Genomic DNA, 16,585 nt, shown 5'->3' on the forward strand with positions numbered 1-16,585 from the left:
GTAGAAGATCTGACGGCGGATATTGCCGCCGTCTTCCACTGGCCGCCGACCGTCACCGACTCAATGCCGCTGGCCGAGCTGCTGGAGTGGCGGCATAAAGCCATAATCCGCAGTGGGGCAAGTGATGAGTGACAAAAACCTCCGATTGCAGGTTTTACTGAGCGCGGTCGATAAAGTCACCCGCCCGTTTAAATCCATGCAGGCCAGCAATAAAGCGCTGGCCGCTTCTGTTAAAGCAACTCAAGAGCAGCTGAAGAACCTCGATAAAGCAGGGGCAAATCTTGCAAATTTCAAGGCGCTTCAATCTTCGAGTAAAAATATTGCATCAGCACTTGATAGTGCGCGCCTAAAAGCGCAGATGATGACGCGCGAGCTATCCGCGCAGCAAAATCCCACGAAGAAGCAAACAAAAGCCCTTGAAGAGCAATGGGCAGCGGTTAACAAACTTGAATCAGCTCAGGGCAAGGAAGTTGCGCAGCTGAATAAAATAAGAGCCGAAATGTACCGTATGGGTGTTTCGGTCAAAGATGGTGCGGGCGCAACTCGACAGATAACTTCTCAAACTGGACGTTATAACCGCCAGTTACAAGAGCAAGAACAAAGATTGCAACGTGCAGCGGCACAACAAAAGCGGCTTTCGGATGCTCGTTCACGGTATCAAAATACAATGGGGGTGCGCAACCAGCTAGCCGGTACTGGCGCAGGTATGCTGATATCCGGCAAAGTGATGCTGGGCGGAATCAAACCCGTTCTGGAAGAGTCGGCACAATACAGTCAGCATGTTGAGCGATTCCGTGCTCAGGGCGTGACGAACGGACAAATCAACGACGCACAGCGCTTTGTCCAAACCCACCCAGTGATCGGTAATAGCCAATCCGAGTTGATGAAGCTATATGGCGAGGCTTATGCCATCACCCGCGATGAACATCACACCCAGGATGCTACAGTACAACTGGCGCGAGCCGAAACAGCAATCAACATGCTGGGCGCCAAAGGGCTATTAACGCCAGAACAAACCCATGCCTTCAGCGAACTGTCATATGCCATGCTGAAGAACGCCGAGCTGCGTAATGAGATTCAGGATCCAAAGCAATTCGCCAGTTTTATCAATGAGTCGGTAAAGGCGTTTGCCGTCACACAAACCATCGTCACGCCAAAAGACACCAATGATTTTATGAAAACCGGCGGTCTAGCCGCTAAAGATATCAGCCGGGACGAATATTTTTATGCATTCTCTCACCTAATCCAAGAAATGGGCGGTGAAAGAACCGGTAACGCCCTGAACTCAGCGCGCCAAAACTGGATCAGCAAACGCATTAAAGAGCGCAGCAAAGATGAAATGGACAAAATCGGGCTTATCGATAATGTTACCTATTCAAAAACTGGTCATGTAAAAGATTTCAATCTGGTAAACCAAGATAAATTCAATTCCGCACCATTTAAATACTTAATGGAGGAGGTTGTACCTCGTATTGAAAAAAGGTATCCGGGCTTATCAGAGGAAGGAATACAGTTAAAGATAAGCGATCTGTTTTCTAACAGAACTGCATCTGATCTGTTCGCAACCATGTACAACCAGCGCGAAAACATTACTAAACAAATGGCAGCTGGTAAGAAAGTACAAGATATGAACACCATTATTAACAATGGTGAAAAAACAGCACCAGGGCAAGAGCTGATACTTGAGGCGAAAAAGCGAGATCTCTATAAGCAGCTTGGGGATAATGTTCTTCCTCTGTATGTTAAGGGGTTAACGCTGATTAATCATGCGCTGACCAGCGTTTCAGCCTTTATTGATAAGCACCCGCAATTGGCTAAATATTTCATTCTGGGTGCAGCAGGGATGGCAATACTGGCAACAGTAAGCGGCGCTCTCATGTTGGCTATTGCGGCACTGCTTGGGCCTTTTGCCATGTTAAGACTCAGTATGCAGGTGCTGGGTATTAGAACATTGCCGGGACTTTTCCAAGGGATGCAGAAAATTGGTGGCGTCTTAAAGTGGGTGGCAACTTCACCACTACGACTCCTGCGTTTTGCTATTACAGGGGTTAGTGGCCTGTTTGGCGCATTGCTAAGCCCCATAGGGTTAATTGTTATCGCCCTTGCTGGAGTTGGGTTGGTAATTTACAAATATTGGCAACCCATTAAAGCGTTTTTGGTCGGCGTTGTTGAGGGATTCAAAGCCGCAGCAGCCCCCATAAAAGAGGCATTTGCACCGCTAATGCCAGTATTTGAGTGGATTGGCGACAAAGTAAAAGCGTTATGGAAATGGTTTACCGACCTCTTAACACCAGTGAAGTCAACAAAGGAAGAACTTGATAGCGCAGGGGCATCCGGTAAGGCATTTGGCGAGTTTTTAGCGAACGCCTTCAACATGGCACTGCATCCACTTGACACTCTGAAATCTGCCGTTTCGTGGTTACTCGACAAGCTTGGCGTCGTCAATGCGGAAGCGGCAAAAGCCGGAGCGCCAACTCAGGCCATACGGCAAAAATATGCAACCGTCGGCAATGACGGCAAGGTAGTGCTCCCCCCAGGCGGCTTCCCCTCTATGGGATTTAGCGGCATGTACGACACGGGCGGCACGATCCCACTGGGAAAATTCGGCATCGTTGGCGAGAACGGCCCGGAGATTGTCAACGGGCCGGCCAACGTCACCAGCCGCCGAAATACGGCAGCAATGGCCGCCGTTGCCGCCCTATTCATGAATAGCGCAACAGCAGCGGATGCCCCACTACACCCGCACAGTTTGGCCGGGAACCAATACCGCTCCGCCGGTAGCGCATCCTATCAGCGCACCAACGCGCCAATTGTCGAGATCCACGCACCGATAACAATCAATCCGCAGCCAGGACAAAGCGCGTTAGATATAGCGCGGGAAGTCGCCAGGCAGTTGGACGCGAGAGAACGTCAGGCGCGCGCCAAGGTGAACAGCAGTTATAACGATTTTGAGTGAGGATGATCATTATGATGATGGCATTAGGCATGTTCGTGTTCATGCTTCAAACCGTTCCATACCAGGAATTTCAGCACCAGATGGCATGGAGACACCCGACAAACAGCCGCGTCGGGCTTCGGCCACAAAGTCAGTTTTTGGGGCCGGACGATGAAACAATCACATTGAGCGGCGTCCTGCTGCCGGAGCTGACCGGCGGCAGAGTGTCGCTTATGGCGATACAGCTGATGGCGGAAACAGGCAAGGCGTGGTCGCTTATCGAAGGCAGCGGCGCGATTCATGGCATGTTCGTGATCGAGAGCCTGACCCGTAGCAAAACCGTTTTCTTTCAGGACGGATCCGCCAGGCGCATAGAGTTTACCATCACGCTGAAGCGCACGGATGAAGGGTTAAAAGACATGTTCGGTGATTTATCCCAGCAATTTGAAGATCTCGCCACTCAAGTATCTGACACCGTCGGGGGACTTTTGTCATGAGCCTGCTCGACACCCTGGACAAGATCGGCGGCAGCAATACGCCGGCCTTTACGTTGAAGATTGACGGTGTCGATATTACCGGGAAGGTGAGCGAAAAACTGCTGGGCCTGACCCTGACCGATAACCGGGGCTTTGAGGCTGACCAGCTCGAGATCGAGCTTGACGACAGCGACAGCAGCCTGATGCTTCCCCCTCGCGGCGTCAGCATCGCCGTGGCCATCGGCTGGAAAGATACCGGCACGATCGATAAAGGGCTGTTTGTGGTGGATGAAATCGGACATTCTGGCGCGCCGGATAAGTTGACTATTACGGCACGCAGCGCTGATTTTCGACAAACGCTAAACGTGCAGCGCGACAACTCCTATCACAAGAAAACTCTGGGTGATATCGTGAAAACCGTCGCCACTCGCAACAAGCTAACGCCGGTCATCAATAAAAATATGGCTGATATCGCCATTCCTCATATCGACCAAACCAACGAGTCGGACGGGAGCTTCATCACCCGCTTAGCGAAGGAAAATGGCGCGGTTGCCGCTGTAAAAAACGGCAAATTGCTGTTCTTCAAACAGGGGCAAAATCAGACCATCAATGGCAAACAGATCCCTGAAATGCTAATCAATCGCCAGTCGGGCGACAGTCATCAATTCACGTTGACCGATCGCGGGGCATATACGGGCGTGGTGGCGAACTGGTTAAACACACGCGCCGCGAAAAGCGAGCCGGTCAAGGTCAAGCGCCGCCGCAAGAAAAAGCCAATGGTTGAGGAAGAAAAACAGGGTGAATACTTGGTCGGCAGCGATGAAAACGTCCTGGTGTTACGCCATACCTACGCAACAAAATACAACGCCCAGCGCGCGGCAAAAGCCAACTGGGAACGGATACAGCGCGGCGTCGCCACTTTCTCGATCCAGCTGGCGCGAGGCCGTGCAGAGCTTTACCCGGAGGCACCTGTCACAGTCAAAGGCTTTAAGCGTGAGATCGACGAAGCAAAATGGACGCTGGTCACAGTAACGCACAGTTTGAACGGCAGCGGGTTTACGACGTCGCTGGATCTTGAGGTTAAAATCGACGAGCTGGAAATGGAATAATGCAAACGGCCAGTTTTTGTGCATAATTACCAGTATTATCGGCCTTAGCCGGGACGTGACGGAGAAACCCGCCATGATGCATTGTCCACTTTGCGGCCAGGCCGCGCACACTCGATCCAGTAGTTACATTACATCAACAACAAAAGAACGTTACAACCAGTGCACTAACATCAACTGTGGGTGCACATTTGTTAGCCATGAAACTTTCACTCGAACAATCAGCAAACCACAGAACGTAGATCCGGTACAGCCACACCCGCAGCAAAACGGCCAAACCTCTTTGTTGTTTGGATAAGCGTGGCATAGTCGGTAATGTCTGTTGTGGCCATTCAACAATGTGGTACCACACAGTTAAAAATGGCTGTACTGCAGCGATCAAGGCACCCGCTAAACGGCGGGTTTTCTTTTGAGTATAAAAACGCTATCGCCACTCTGGAGCCATTTTGGAGCCATTCACCTTTTTTCAGGCACAAAAAAACCGCCTCTCGGCGGTTTAATTTATCTTTATAAATCAATGTGGTACCCGGGGCGGGACTTGAACCCGCACAGCCATAAGCCGAGGGATTTTAAATCCCTTGTGTCTACCGATTTCACCACCCGGGCTAGGGGAAATGGAGGCGCGTTCCGGAGTCGAACCGGACTAAACGGATTTGCAATCCGCTACATAACCGCTTTGTTAACGCGCCTTAACTTTGCTTACCTTTTCAGGTTAGAGTCGGAAATACCGACTTTATCGAATCTGGAGCGGGAAACGAGACTCGAACTCGCGACCCCGACCTTGGCAAGGTCGTGCTCTACCAACTGAGCTATTCCCGCATTAATCAGAACTTGCTGATTTTTTTGCTATCTTTGGCAGTGGCTTGCAGCCATCCAATGCGGTGCATTCTACTTACCTAACATGATGAGTCAATAAAATTGTTGGCCCATCATATTCGTTTGCCGATTTTTGCATCGCTTTGATCAGGGTTCAATCAGATCGTTTCGCGCAGTCTTCAAATATTGAAACATCGACCAGAAAGTCAGCACCGCCGCGATGTACAACAGACCAAACGCCACATACTCCACAGCACGCTCAGGACGCCAAAGCAACCCGATCAACGATACCATCTGCGCCATAGTCTTCACTTTTCCGATCCACGATACCGCTACACTGCTACGCTTGCCAATTTCAGCCATCCATTCTCGCAGCGATGAAATAATAATTTCACGGGCAATCATAGTGGCTGCTGGCAGGGTGACCCACCAGATGTGATAGTAATCTACCACCAGTATCAACGCCACGGCGACCATCACTTTGTCCGCCACCGGGTCGAGAAACGCCCCAAATCGGGTAGTTTGTTTCCAGCGACGGGCTAAAAAGCCGTCAAACCAGTCGGTTATAGCAGCAAATACAAAGATGATGGCGCAAACCATCGGTGCCCAAGTGAATGGCAGATAGAATGCCAGCACAAAGAATGGGATCAGAACTACGCGAAACAAGGTAAGCCACGTCGGTATATTCAATTGCATCATGCTAGGGTATATCTGGCTGGAGTGAGAATTAAGAGTATGTTGCTACATTGCTATCAGTGTTTCAATGCATTGTAGATTTTTTCTGCCAGTGCTTGTGAGATACCCGGCACTCTTGCAATTTCCTCAATACTGGCATTCAATAATGGCTGAAGCCCCCCCATATACTTCAACAACACTTGTCGCCGTTTTGGCCCAACACCATCGATAAGTTCCAATGAACTGGTATTTCTTACTTTTGCCCTTCGCTGTCGATGCCCGGTAATCGCGTGATTGTGCGAATCATCCCGAATGTGCTGGATAACATGTAGCGCTGGTGAATCCGACTGCAGCGAAACGCCCTCACCTTCCGGCACAAAAAATAACGTTTCTAGCCCGGCTTTACGATCGGCACCTTTAGCGATACCGATTAGCAGCGGCTTTTTTTTATCCCAACTCACGTTCAATGAACCAAATACCTCAATCGCCATGCCTAACTGCCCTTTACCACCATCGATAAAGATGACATCTGGAATTTTTTTCTCATCCAATGCTTTGCCATAGCGGCGTTTCAGCACCTGGGCCATAGCCGCATAGTCATCTCCCGGAGTAATGCCAGTAATATTATAGCGCCGATACTCTGAGCGCAGCGGCCCGTCGCCGTCGAACACCACACAGGAAGCCACCGTCTGTTCACCCATCGTGTGGCTAATATCGAAACACTCCATCCGGTTAATTTCGCAGAGGTTCAGCACCTTTGCCAACTCTGCCAACCTTTGATGAAAGGTTGACTGCTGCGCAAGCTTGCTAGCCAGAGCAATCGCCGCGTTGGTACGCGCCAGTTTCAGATAGCGAGCGCGGTCACCGCGCGGTTTGTTCTGGATTTGAATTTTACGCCCTGCCAGTTCGCAAAGCGATTCGGCCAGCAGTTTCTTCTGCAATAGATTGAAATCTAGCAGAATTTCAGACGGCAAGGTGCGCGCCTGGCTACCCTGCAAGTAAAATTGGCCGAAAAAAGTCTGTACGACTTCACCGATTTCAGTACCACCCGGCACTTTCGGGAAGTAGCTGCGGCTACCCAGCACCTTACCCTGGCGAATGAACAGCACATGCAGACAGGCGATACCCGCATTGAACGCCACGCCGATTACGTCCAGATCGTCACTGCCGCCAGACACAAACTGCCGCTCGGTCACGCTTCGCACCGCCTGGATCTGGTCACGAATGCGTGCCGCCTCTTCGAAATTTAGCCGTTTGCTGGCGTTTTCCATCTGCTCAATCAGTTGATGCAACACTTGTTGATCCTTACCGGACAGGAACAGGCGCACATAGTCCACCTGTTGCCGGTACTCCTCTTCACTCACCAACCCAGCGACACAAGGCCCCAGGCAACGGCTAATCTGATACTGTAGGCAAGGACGTGATCGATTGCGGTATACACTGTTTTCACATTGGCGGATCGGGAACAGCTTTTGCAGCAGCACCAACGTTTCACGTACAGCGTAGGAATTGGGAAACGGGCCGAAATATTCCCCCTTGGCATGCTTGGCCCCGCGATGTATCGCCAGCCGTGGATGGCTGTCCGCACTGAGAAAAATAAGCGGATAAGATTTATCATCTCGTAAAAGAACGTTGTACCGTGGTTGGTACTGTTTAATGTAGTTATGTTCTAGCAGCAGCGCTTCTGTTTCGGTATGTGTCACAGTTATGTCTATTTGTGCAATATTTTTAACCAGCGTCTCAGTTTTGCGGCTAGCGATTTGTTGACGGAAGTAGCTGGCGAGACGTTTTTTCAGGTCTTTGGCTTTACCGACATAGATAACCGTGCCAGTGGCGTCATACATACGATAGACTCCAGGCTGGCTGGTTAGGGTGCTTAGAAATGTTTTGGCATCAAAAGGCTCACTCACTGCTTAACAACGTCTCCGCATTGAACAACCCGTGTCGGATAGCCAAGTGAGTCAGTTCAACATCACCGCTAATGTTCAGCTTGCTGAACATGCGGTAGCGATAACTGTTCACCGTCTTAGGGCTGAGGCTCAGTTGCTCTGAGATCTCATTAACCTTTTTCCCCTTGGTGATCATCAACATGATTTGCAACTCGCGTTCAGACAAGCAACTGAACGGCGTTTCAGTCTGCGGTTCCAACTGGCTCAACGCCATCTGCTGAGCAATGTCAGAGGCGATATAACGCTGCCCGGCATGTACCGAGCGCAAGGCGTTAATCACATCCTGTGGGGCAGCCCCCTTGCTCAGGTAACCGGCGGCACCCGCCTGCATCACTTTAGCAGGTAACGGATTTTCAGTATGAACAGTTAGCATAATAACTTTGGCACCCGGCGTGTAACGCACAATTTTGCGCGTGGCTTCCAGCCCGCCAATACCTGGCATATTCATATCCATCAATACGATATCCACGGCGTTACCACGGCACCATCTTACGGCGTCTTCACCGCATTGGGCCTCCCCGGCAACTTTTATACCTTTGATATCTTCAAGAATGCGTCGTATCCCTGCGCGCACCAGTTCGTGGTCATCAACAAGAAAAACGCTGATCAAGGAAAAATCTCCAAAAAAAGGGAGTTACGCAATCAACCTCTGTTTTCGCCAGAGATGTTACTGGTTTTTCAGCCAAGAATGAACGCAGATTAATACATACTCCTGAATAACTTTGCGGAACAGCGCTGATTTTTGAATTTTGGCCGTCTGTGCCGATATTCAGACGGTAAAAATAACTTCGTACCAAGGCTAGCGCCATATGATACATCGATAATCACATGACAGTAATAAAATCAGTGTAAACAATCGCAACATGGAGAATGTTAAAAACAAACATGATTTCACATTAATTATTTGATTTTTATATTCTTTATGAATACTTCCGCGCACAGATCGACCGAATGTTATCGCAAAAACCAATTATTTAGTACAAAATGCGGGATAAAAGTGAGAATGATGCGGCTATGCTAATTAAAATAATTCCGGCTGTTTAGCAATTTCTCCTTTCAGGCCACTACTTATTAACCGGGTTAAAAATCTTGTTAATTATTTAACCACACACTAGCACGATTTCATTATGGGTACACCAATGAGCCCTCCAACCCATGCACTCAGTGCAGATGGCCGCTACATATTATGCTATACTTATGCCCCAAAATTAATTTGACACTTGCATGCCAAGCTGGACAAGAGCGCCACCGAGGCGCATCAAAACGCATTTTGTTCAGGCTTCAGCCGCCAAAAATCAGGAGAAAAAATGGGCAAGGTTGACTTCACTACGTCTGTAACCCCGGAAACGCTGGCGACTGAAATTGCCTGTCTTAAAGCCACGCTGGGCCAGAATACACAGGGGAAGGTTATTATCAACATGGAACGCTTCATCGCACAGATCGAGGATCCGATTCAGGCTGAAATCTTCAAAAATAGTATCCAGCAAATTAAACACACCTACCGTCAATAAGCCATCAAGCAAGCTTTCCTTGATGACTAGCCTGCTTTCTGCTCAGCTTGATTGATCTTGCAAGCGCTTTCTGGCGACGATGATAGGCATCATTTAAACCATGCCAAATGAGGATAATGGCAATGTTCTGGATGCCCTTATAGAAAAGAACCACTAAAATCAGCCTGGCTGCAATACAAAACCACACTGCTTATCCCCTGCAATGCGGAATTATCTATACCCTAAATAATTTGAGTTGCAGCAACGCAGCGACAAATCGATTGGGAACCGATTTGAATAGCGCTTGTGCTGGGCCGCAGCTTAAACTTCAGGGATGAGGCTCATTAATCCCCAGTCGCTTACACCAGTAAGTGACTGGGGTGAGCGATGAAAGCTAACGCACAGGCAGTTTGAAGTATGACGACGATAACTGTGAAGAGGAAACAACCTAGCTCATTAGGGCCATCGCTGGCCAGCTTGGCTTGCAGAAGAAGAGAATCGTTTTCTCCTATAGCGTTCACCCATCAAAAGGCAGGAAAATAGGGTTCCTTCCTAAAATTCACCGAATGGAGCAGTAATAACATAGGAAAATAATATGTTTAACAATTTGAAATTGATAAAATTTTTATTTTTTAAAGTTTAATCATACCTTTTTGAATATCTGTCTCGAAGAGGTTGCCTACATAGTTAACACCATCATGAGTCACATATACCCGTGGGTAACCCGTATCCGATAGCGCTGTCACCATATATCCCGCGCTGATCATTTCTATTGAAGGGGTGTTCATCGGCGTGAGAAGCCCTCGGCCTCGACACCATTGATAAAAACGAGTGCGCCCATACCCCAGAGTAGCCCCTACATCAGATAAATTTTTGAGTTCATCATCTAAGAGCAAAGATAAATCATCACTATCCTTAGATACTTTCTTTTCTTCTGGCAAAACAAAGTTACCTTTTCATTTTTGCATTATCATGTTATTACTTTCCACTTTTAATTTATAAAAATAAATATTAAAATGCAAATTCATTACATCGGTGTCAGTGTGCCATTTTAGAAGAATAAAAAAAACTTCCTATTTGTAAAATATAATAGCATAAAAATAAAGAAGTAATCATGACTGTGCATATTTACGGTAGGTAAATATCCTAATGTAAATTTAATTTCCCATGAAATTAAAATATTAATTCGCATGCTATTAATTTTCAATTTCATGCAGGGCTTAGTGTTTAAAGCCGTTCCCCTTCGAGCTTATTATCGCCAGAACGGACGCGATGTTTTCTGGCATTGGTGCTCAGATTTCAGATGAACGGCGTTATCAGCGGCGGCTAAAATTGAACGACTGAGAGGTAAGGATATTAAAGATAAAATCGCTACTCAATACTGTTAATGGAGCAGGTCGCCGCTGCGACAACCTGCCTTGCCCGGATTATCTGTTGCTGAAGCCGGGCAACTTCGTCCAGAAGAGCATCACGCTCATCCTCAAGGGAAGGCTCATTCTGTTTACGCATGGTGCAGTAGACCTCATCCCCGATAAACTCATCCTGCTATTTGTACAACACCCGGCGGCTGACACCCATTTTTTGCGCGATGTCACGGGCAGGCACCAGGCGAGTACAGAACTCCCTGACAGCCTGACGCTTTACCTCCTTGTGTATGCCGGAGATGAGCCGTCGCTTGGCGGGATGACGTTCATCCAGCCAGCGATTCAGCACTACATCACTGGGATAGCCTAATGTTCTGCGGGTGAAGGCCAGACAACGGCCATGATTCAGGTAATGCTCAACAGCCGCCAACTTTTGTTCATCCGAATAACGAGGTTTTCGTTTTACACTTTCGACTTTCTCACCGGACGTTTGCCATGCGCGAACCCAGCGCCTGAGTTGTCTGACAGTCGGATATCCCCGCTCGCGAACCACAGCAGCAGCCTTTTTTCCCTATTTGAAGTAAAGCTTAATGGCGTGAAGCCGATCTTCGAGCAAAGACATAAACAATCTCCTGAGAGTCCAGGAAATCGTCCGCACCTCCAAAGATGGTATTTTAATGTTGCAATTATCCGTACTGCCCGCTGTAGCGAAGTTACTCTCGGTTTCTCTGGAAAGATTACTGGGAGGAGAGACAGAACACACCCCGCGCAAGCGCGGGCCGACATCCCGACTGGAACAGCAGATTGAGGTGATAATCCAGCTCCCGAAGGCCCGGCAGAAGATGGTGACAGAAATGCTGGATGCGGTTATTGCACAGGCACAACAACAGGAGACAGGCAGCAAACGAGACGATTTTTAGCGCGGGCTGAAGGTGCAGCAACATCATAAGTCACAACCCGCCACACCCCAAGCCCGCAAGTGCATTGTCGGCTACCGCCACAACGGCGGCAGGCCGAAAACGAAGATGCGAAGTTCTGGCTCAGTGTGCTGACAGAGCTTAAAAACCGGGGACTTCAGGACATCCTGATTGCCTGCGTAGACGGCCTGAAAGGCTTCTCTGATGCGATAAACAGCGTGTATCCGCAGACACACATTCAGCTTTGCATCATCCATAGGGTGCGCAATAGTCTGAAATACGTGTCGTGGAAGGACTACAAAGCCGTCACCAGCGGGTTGAAAACGGTGCACCTGGTTCCGACAGAAGAAGCAGCGCTAATGGAGTTGGATAAGTTCGCAGGCGTCTGGGACGATAAATACCCGCAGAGCAGTAAAAGCTGGCGTGCGCACTGGGAAAATCTCAACACGTTCTTCGGCTATCCAGCCGAAATCCGCAAAGCCATCTACACGACCAAGGCTATCGAGTCGCTGAACAGTGTGATCCGTGCAGCCATCAAAAAGCGCAAAGTGTTCCCGACAGACGACTCAGTGCGGAAAGTGATTTATCTGGCGATTAAGGATGTGTCAAAAAAATGGAGTATGCCGATCCAGAACTGGCGGCTGGCGATGAGTTGTAGTAGCTCAAACTTAATCTGTATTAGTCGCGACTTGATCTGACATTCACTCATTTTTCAGACCCAAATTTGTCAGTTGAGTCTGACTGTCCGATGCGATAAATAAACTCTCAAGTTGCTTTTCTTTCGCCAAACCCTTGCTGCTTTCCCAAGTCTGCCAAGGCGTTTTTCCATAACAGTATCGTCATGAATGGGGCGCTCACGGTTGTAAAAATAGAGCCATTGGCTGAGTTCTCGCTGGATTTCATCAGATTTACGGTAAATCTTACGGCGATACATGACATCGTAGCATTCCGTTTTCATTGTCTTGTGAAACCCTTCACAGATGCCGTTTGTCTGCGGGCTGTAAGCCTGGAGTCGTGTATGCTCGATATCTTCAATATTCAAATATAATTCAAACGCATGACTCTCTTTTTTGCCACAGAACGCCGTCCCGCGATCAGTCAATATCCGTAACAACGCTATCCCTTGCTCATCAAAGAACGGCAACACTTGCTCATTGAGCATTTCTGCGGCAATCAATGCATTCTTCTCGGTATAGACTTTGGCAACAGCAACACGGCTATAAGTATCAATAAAGGTTTGCTGATAAATTCTGCCAATCCCTTTGATATTGCCGACATAATAGGTGTCTTGTGCACCCAGATAGCCTGGGTACTGTGTCTCTATTTCACCGTGAGCTTCTCGTTGGGATTTAGCTTGCTCCAGTGCCTGCAACTGAGCCTCGGTGAGAACACCGCCCTCCTGAACCATCTTGGTTTCCAACGCAGTGAGCCGCTTTTTAAAGCATTCCAAATCATATCGTCACCAAACAGAACGAACCCCGCTGCCTGAAATCAGTATTCCTTGCCGGGTGAGTTCCTTGGCGACACGGTGCTGGCCATAAGCGGGGAATTCATAGGCCATATTTACGACGGCTTGTTCGATATGAGCTTCAACACGATTTTTTTCGATAGGTTTTTTACGACTGATTTCCTGTAGCGCCAACTCGTCACCTTGTTCGTAAAGCGTTTTGAAACGATAGTAGCGGTCTCTGCTGTAGCCCATAATTTTACAGGCTTCCCGAACATTACCCAGTTGTCGTGCCAGTTCTCACAAACCGAGTTTAGGTTTAATGATTTTTGCTGGCCGATTCATTTTTCACCTCTCTGGTATTTTTTATATACAACAAGAGAGGTCAGATAAAGTAAGAGCTACTACAGTTGAATGGCCGGACGGCAAGCAACCTCAGCCACACAGAACACCCTAGCCCAGCGCTTGCCGCACGGCCATTTACCCCCGCACACGCCGTGGCTGACCAGGGCAGGAGGTGCGCCGCGCTGACGCTGAAGAGAAGAAGAGGTTCAACAGCGCGCCTGCTGCCTTGCCGAGCTGGCGCGCTGACACAGAGCTTACGGACTCTCCGGCGGCTCCGGGAACAACATGCTGATATCTCTGGCTCCGTGCAACACCCTTTCTATTCTCACTTCAACATCACGAACGCTGAACACGATAAGGTAACGTCCGTAAGCACAACTTCTTATCCTCTGACCCAGTTCCGGCCTCTCGCGGTAAACGGCTGGCGATTCACTTATCAGCAGGCATTGCTGATACAACTCCTCGGTAAAGCTCATCGCCCTTAACGGATTATCCTGGGCGATATAGTCGCCGATGGTTTCTATATCATGCTCTGCCAGTGGCGATAGACTCAACTTCATTCGCTCTACTCACCTTCTGCCATATGTCGGTATTTACGCGTCAGGCGGCTGAACACCGGTTCCGCCTCTTTACTTTCACCGCTGCTTATACCTGCACTGACCGCTTTTTGCAGTGATGCCAGTTTCATCTGTTGTTCACGTTCCTCCAGTGCGCGAAGTCCAGCACGGATAACTTCACTGGTATTGTTGTAACGTCCACTTTCTATCTGTTCCCGGATGAACGCCTCGAAGTAGGGGCTCAGGGCCACACTGGTTGGCATCGTCTTTTCTCCATCTGGATTACTATTAATTAATAATTGTTAGTATTTCAGACTTACTCATTATCATCAACCTGCTCACTGTCCGCCTGCTCCGCCGGATGAGTAGACGCATGAACCGCCTGTAACGCTCTGATGCTGACTCCCCGGCCTCGTCCCGATCGAAGGCGATCAACACCCGTTTCACGCCATGATACTGTAACGCCGCCAGATGATCGTCGGTGAAGCCGTTGCAACCTTACGCGGCGATCACGTTGCGGAACCCGGCACACCAGAAGGTCATGGCGTCGATAAGCCCCTCACACAAGATCACTTCCGAGGACGCTTTCAACACCGATTCATTCCACACCCCGACCAGCGGTGATGGCAGATACAGATGCCGGGACGACTCCTTCTTGATCTGGTTATCCGCTAACGTTCTGCGCCCGTACAACTGCACCACCCGGCCCCAGTTGGCAACGTTAGCCGATTCCGCCCAGCCGAGCCTGTCCCTAATTTCGTCAGCATGCGGGAAAACGCATTGAGATCTGCGTCGGTTTTAAGGCCTTTAGCCAGTTCAGCCGCGAGGGCTTTAAGTTTCTTTTCGTCCATAATTTACCTGTCTCCGTTACTGGAGTGAACATATCAAAAACAGGCAGATACACAATTTAAATTACAGTCTCCAGAAGCAGGGGGTGGGCTGACCGTTAAAGTAATCCCGGCGTGAGAGCCGGGATTACTTTTATGATATTGCGTTAATAATATTTTGAATAATAGGAGTCACAGAGTCTGTCAGTTGTTCATCGTCAACGGTGAAAGTTAGAAGCTCTATCTCATTTTCCGCATTAAACAGTATCTGTCGCAACCATTTTTCATCTATCGCAATAATGCTATTTTCTGCACTATAGATCTCTGATTGAATTTCAGATACAGATAACTTCCCGTCCAAAAATTCAGCGCAAGACTGTCTTAGCTTTTCAATTACATCAGGATAAATCCATTCACTCATTGCCCACTCCTGCGAAGAATAGTGACTATCACATTACTTTTATTTTCAGTAACCACGCCAACATCACCACTCCAATAAACTGTCCTTGGTATACCATTGGAGATACTTGTTTCCGGCGTTCCAGTTTTGATTGTATGCTCAACCATATTAGGTGTAATGTTTCTTCCTGGCCCACTTGTCCCAGCTGGTGAACCCAGCCCTGACAGTTGCATTCTGTCAACAGCATGTTGAGAGTAAAGACGATCACCTATTTGAGCGTATTGGCGCCCATCAACTGTTTGTTTCGGGTAATTTTGCCAAGAGTTCCAAGGTAATTTACTTTCTGACTGAGAAATTGCGTTTTCCGCACCAGATGGTTTCGTTTCTGCCTGAGAGTTGCCTTTATTTGGTGTCGCTGGTTGAGATGGTTTGGTTGTACCGGATCCGGCTGGTTTTTCTGTCACACCTTTCAGCCCAGCAGTCCCGGCCAGTGCTGCTGTCAGCGCCTGGGCCTGCATCGCCGTATCATAGCGGCTGGCCGCTGTTTCCCAGCTGACTCCCGATGCCTGTGCTATTGCCGTAATCGCCTGGTCACGGCTTATACTTCCTGCATCCAGACCCTGTAATACACTTTCCAGGTTTTTCGCATCCTGCGGGTACAGATCTTTATAAACCAGGGAGTAAGTAACGTTTTCACCGTATTTCTTCAGCACTTCCTGTGCCGGGCCAATCAGTGCTCCACAGCCTGAACCACCCTTGTTACCATCCGTACAGACCGCTTTTATCGCCTGGTCGCGGGCTTTGTCTGTCTTGTTGATGGTTGTCAGCTCATTTCTCTCGTCCGGCGTGATGGCTCCGGCTTTCTCTTTACGCTCCAGTACCGCTTTTCTTTCCGCTTCCTGAACGCTCAGCCAGTTATTCTCAACAACAAGAGCTTACACTGTGGGATACAACCGGGATTCGCGGACATTTGAGGCTTTACCGGCCGTTACCCTGAAGGGCAACTGGCTGGCAGCGGCGGGGTTTGCTACCGGCACCCCGCTTAACGTGCGGGTGCTGCCGGACTGCCTGATACTGACGGTTAAGCCGCCCTCACCGGAGCCGGAGGTGATACAGGCACTGCGCCAGCTCTGCCCGAAGCTCTCGGCCCGTAAGCAACGGGAACTGATGGATGTTATTCAGGTTATGGCGAAGCCGAAAAAGCGCGGCGGTAGCTGACCGTTAAGTAAAAATCCCGGCACAAGAGCCTAATGCCGATCAGTTAAGGATCACTTGAACGAT

The 16,585-nt window shown here is 49.0% G+C and carries 17 protein-coding genes, 3 tRNA genes and 6 pseudogenes; 9 read left to right on the plus strand and 17 right to left on the minus strand.

Annotation, left to right across the window (positions count from 1 at the left end):
• Nucleotides 1-9: 9 nt before the first annotated feature.
• The 5 genes from SYMBAF_RS07255 (at nucleotide 10) to SYMBAF_RS07275 (ending at nucleotide 4,815) form a co-directional block, all read left to right on the plus strand.
• On the plus strand, nucleotides 10-132 hold the full coding sequence (locus SYMBAF_RS07255) for a GpE family phage tail protein (RefSeq protein WP_072008420.1): 123 nt from the start codon (nucleotides 10-12) through the stop codon (nucleotides 130-132).
• Complete coding sequence (locus tag SYMBAF_RS18160) at nucleotides 125-2,956, plus strand: phage tail tape measure protein (protein ID WP_082026988.1); 2,832 nt, start codon at nucleotides 125-127, stop codon at nucleotides 2,954-2,956. Before SYMBAF_RS07255 ends, SYMBAF_RS18160 begins: the two co-directional genes overlap by 8 nt.
• A gap of 11 nt (nucleotides 2,957-2,967) precedes the next feature.
• Nucleotides 2,968-3,432, plus strand: coding sequence for a phage tail protein (locus tag SYMBAF_RS07265; protein ID WP_040266230.1), 465 nt, complete (start codon nucleotides 2,968-2,970; stop codon nucleotides 3,430-3,432).
• A complete protein-coding gene (locus SYMBAF_RS07270) occupies nucleotides 3,429-4,520 on the plus strand; it encodes a phage late control D family protein (RefSeq protein ID WP_040265667.1) in 1,092 nt (363 codons plus the stop codon). The genes SYMBAF_RS07265 and SYMBAF_RS07270 overlap by 4 nt, the downstream gene beginning before the upstream one ends.
• A 73-nt stretch (nucleotides 4,521-4,593) precedes the next feature.
• Nucleotides 4,594-4,815 carry an ogr/Delta-like zinc finger family protein gene (locus SYMBAF_RS07275; protein ID WP_082026987.1) on the plus strand — a complete coding sequence of 74 codons (222 nt, stop codon included), beginning with the start codon at nucleotides 4,594-4,596 and terminating at the stop codon, nucleotides 4,813-4,815.
• Nucleotides 4,816-5,037: 222 nt separating this feature from the next.
• Here SYMBAF_RS07275 and SYMBAF_RS07280 read toward each other — a convergent pair.
• The 6 genes from SYMBAF_RS07280 to uvrY form a co-directional block, all read right to left on the minus strand.
• A tRNA-Leu gene (locus SYMBAF_RS07280) sits at nucleotides 5,038-5,123 on the minus strand.
• 9 nt (nucleotides 5,124-5,132) lie between these two features.
• Nucleotides 5,133-5,206: transfer RNA gene (locus SYMBAF_RS07285), tRNA-Cys, on the minus strand.
• 54 nt (nucleotides 5,207-5,260) lie between these two features.
• A tRNA-Gly gene (locus SYMBAF_RS07290) sits at nucleotides 5,261-5,336 on the minus strand.
• A gap of 144 nt (nucleotides 5,337-5,480) precedes the next feature.
• Entirely contained in the window at nucleotides 5,481-6,029 is a 549-nt protein-coding gene (gene pgsA, locus SYMBAF_RS07295) for a CDP-diacylglycerol--glycerol-3-phosphate 3-phosphatidyltransferase (protein WP_040266229.1), read from the minus strand.
• Between the two features lie 56 nt (nucleotides 6,030-6,085).
• Nucleotides 6,086-7,918 carry an excinuclease ABC subunit UvrC gene (gene uvrC / locus SYMBAF_RS07300; RefSeq protein ID WP_082026986.1) on the minus strand — a complete coding sequence of 611 codons (1,833 nt, stop codon included), beginning with the start codon at nucleotides 7,916-7,918 and terminating at the stop codon, nucleotides 6,086-6,088.
• Nucleotides 7,911-8,567 (minus strand): UvrY/SirA/GacA family response regulator transcription factor, encoded by a 657-nt coding sequence (uvrY, locus tag SYMBAF_RS07305; protein WP_040265665.1) that lies wholly within the window; start codon nucleotides 8,565-8,567, stop codon nucleotides 7,911-7,913. Before uvrY ends, uvrC begins: the two co-directional genes overlap by 8 nt.
• 697 nt (nucleotides 8,568-9,264) lie before the next feature.
• Between uvrY and SYMBAF_RS07310 the strand changes: the two genes are divergently transcribed.
• Nucleotides 9,265-9,468: a DUF2594 family protein gene (locus SYMBAF_RS07310; protein WP_040265664.1), complete on the plus strand. Its 204-nt coding sequence runs from the start codon at nucleotides 9,265-9,267 to the stop codon at nucleotides 9,466-9,468.
• A 4-nt stretch (nucleotides 9,469-9,472) separates the two neighbouring features.
• On the opposite strand, the gene SYMBAF_RS07315 is transcribed toward SYMBAF_RS07310, so the two are convergent.
• From SYMBAF_RS07315 to SYMBAF_RS17640, 3 genes and pseudogenes are all read right to left on the minus strand, one after another.
• Complete coding sequence (locus tag SYMBAF_RS07315; protein WP_040265663.1) at nucleotides 9,473-9,655, minus strand: hypothetical protein; 183 nt, start codon at nucleotides 9,653-9,655, stop codon at nucleotides 9,473-9,475.
• Between the two features lie 424 nt (nucleotides 9,656-10,079).
• Nucleotides 10,080-10,388, minus strand: a complete 309-nt coding sequence (locus tag SYMBAF_RS07320) for a hypothetical protein (RefSeq protein WP_040265662.1) — start codon at nucleotides 10,386-10,388, stop codon at nucleotides 10,080-10,082.
• Between the two features lie 481 nt (nucleotides 10,389-10,869).
• Nucleotides 10,870-11,433 (minus strand): annotated as a pseudogene (locus SYMBAF_RS17640) (IS3 family transposase); the annotation flags it as partial.
• Nucleotides 11,434-11,488: 55 nt separating this feature from the next.
• Here SYMBAF_RS17640 and SYMBAF_RS07335 point away from each other — a divergent pair.
• Both SYMBAF_RS07335 and SYMBAF_RS07340 read left to right on the plus strand, forming a co-directional pair.
• Entirely contained in the window at nucleotides 11,489-11,731 is a 243-nt protein-coding gene (locus tag SYMBAF_RS07335; protein ID WP_052447816.1) for a hypothetical protein, read from the plus strand.
• A 92-nt stretch (nucleotides 11,732-11,823) separates the two neighbouring features.
• Nucleotides 11,824-12,426, plus strand: a pseudogene (locus tag SYMBAF_RS07340) (IS256 family transposase); the annotation flags it as partial.
• A gap of 3 nt (nucleotides 12,427-12,429) precedes the next feature.
• Here the strand turns inward: SYMBAF_RS07340 and SYMBAF_RS07345 are convergent.
• From SYMBAF_RS07345 to SYMBAF_RS17645, 8 genes and pseudogenes are all read right to left on the minus strand, one after another.
• Nucleotides 12,430-13,472 (minus strand): annotated as a pseudogene (locus SYMBAF_RS07345) (IS481 family transposase).
• A 302-nt stretch (nucleotides 13,473-13,774) separates the two neighbouring features.
• A complete protein-coding gene (locus SYMBAF_RS07350; RefSeq protein WP_040265660.1) occupies nucleotides 13,775-14,080 on the minus strand; it encodes a type II toxin-antitoxin system RelE/ParE family toxin in 306 nt (101 codons plus the stop codon).
• Between the two features lie 5 nt (nucleotides 14,081-14,085).
• On the minus strand, nucleotides 14,086-14,340 hold the full coding sequence (locus tag SYMBAF_RS07355) for a type II toxin-antitoxin system ParD family antitoxin (RefSeq protein ID WP_040265659.1): 255 nt from the start codon (nucleotides 14,338-14,340) through the stop codon (nucleotides 14,086-14,088).
• A 53-nt stretch (nucleotides 14,341-14,393) separates the two neighbouring features.
• Nucleotides 14,394-14,480, minus strand: a pseudogene (locus tag SYMBAF_RS18365) (tyrosine-type recombinase/integrase); the annotation flags it as partial.
• Nucleotides 14,468-14,821, minus strand: a pseudogene (locus SYMBAF_RS07360) (toprim domain-containing protein); the annotation flags it as partial. The pseudogenes SYMBAF_RS18365 and SYMBAF_RS07360, both read right to left, overlap by 13 nt.
• Nucleotides 14,797-14,928, minus strand: a pseudogene (locus SYMBAF_RS18370) (IS256 family transposase); the annotation flags it as partial. The pseudogenes SYMBAF_RS07360 and SYMBAF_RS18370, both read right to left, overlap by 25 nt.
• A 130-nt stretch (nucleotides 14,929-15,058) precedes the next feature.
• On the minus strand, nucleotides 15,059-15,325 hold the full coding sequence (locus SYMBAF_RS07365) for a hypothetical protein (RefSeq protein ID WP_040265657.1): 267 nt from the start codon (nucleotides 15,323-15,325) through the stop codon (nucleotides 15,059-15,061).
• Nucleotides 15,322-16,215: a DUF6862 domain-containing protein gene (locus SYMBAF_RS17645; RefSeq protein ID WP_323373120.1), complete on the minus strand. Its 894-nt coding sequence runs from the start codon at nucleotides 16,213-16,215 to the stop codon at nucleotides 15,322-15,324. The genes SYMBAF_RS07365 and SYMBAF_RS17645 overlap by 4 nt, the downstream gene beginning before the upstream one ends.
• 31 nt (nucleotides 16,216-16,246) lie before the next feature.
• Between SYMBAF_RS17645 and SYMBAF_RS07375 the strand changes: the two genes are divergently transcribed.
• Nucleotides 16,247-16,522 (plus strand): SymE family type I addiction module toxin, encoded by a 276-nt coding sequence (locus SYMBAF_RS07375; protein WP_052447815.1) that lies wholly within the window; start codon nucleotides 16,247-16,249, stop codon nucleotides 16,520-16,522.
• The last annotated feature ends 63 nt before the right edge of the window (nucleotides 16,523-16,585 follow it).

The organism is Serratia symbiotica (assembly GCF_000821185.2).
Lineage (GTDB): Bacteria > Pseudomonadota > Gammaproteobacteria > Enterobacterales > Enterobacteriaceae > Serratia > Serratia symbiotica.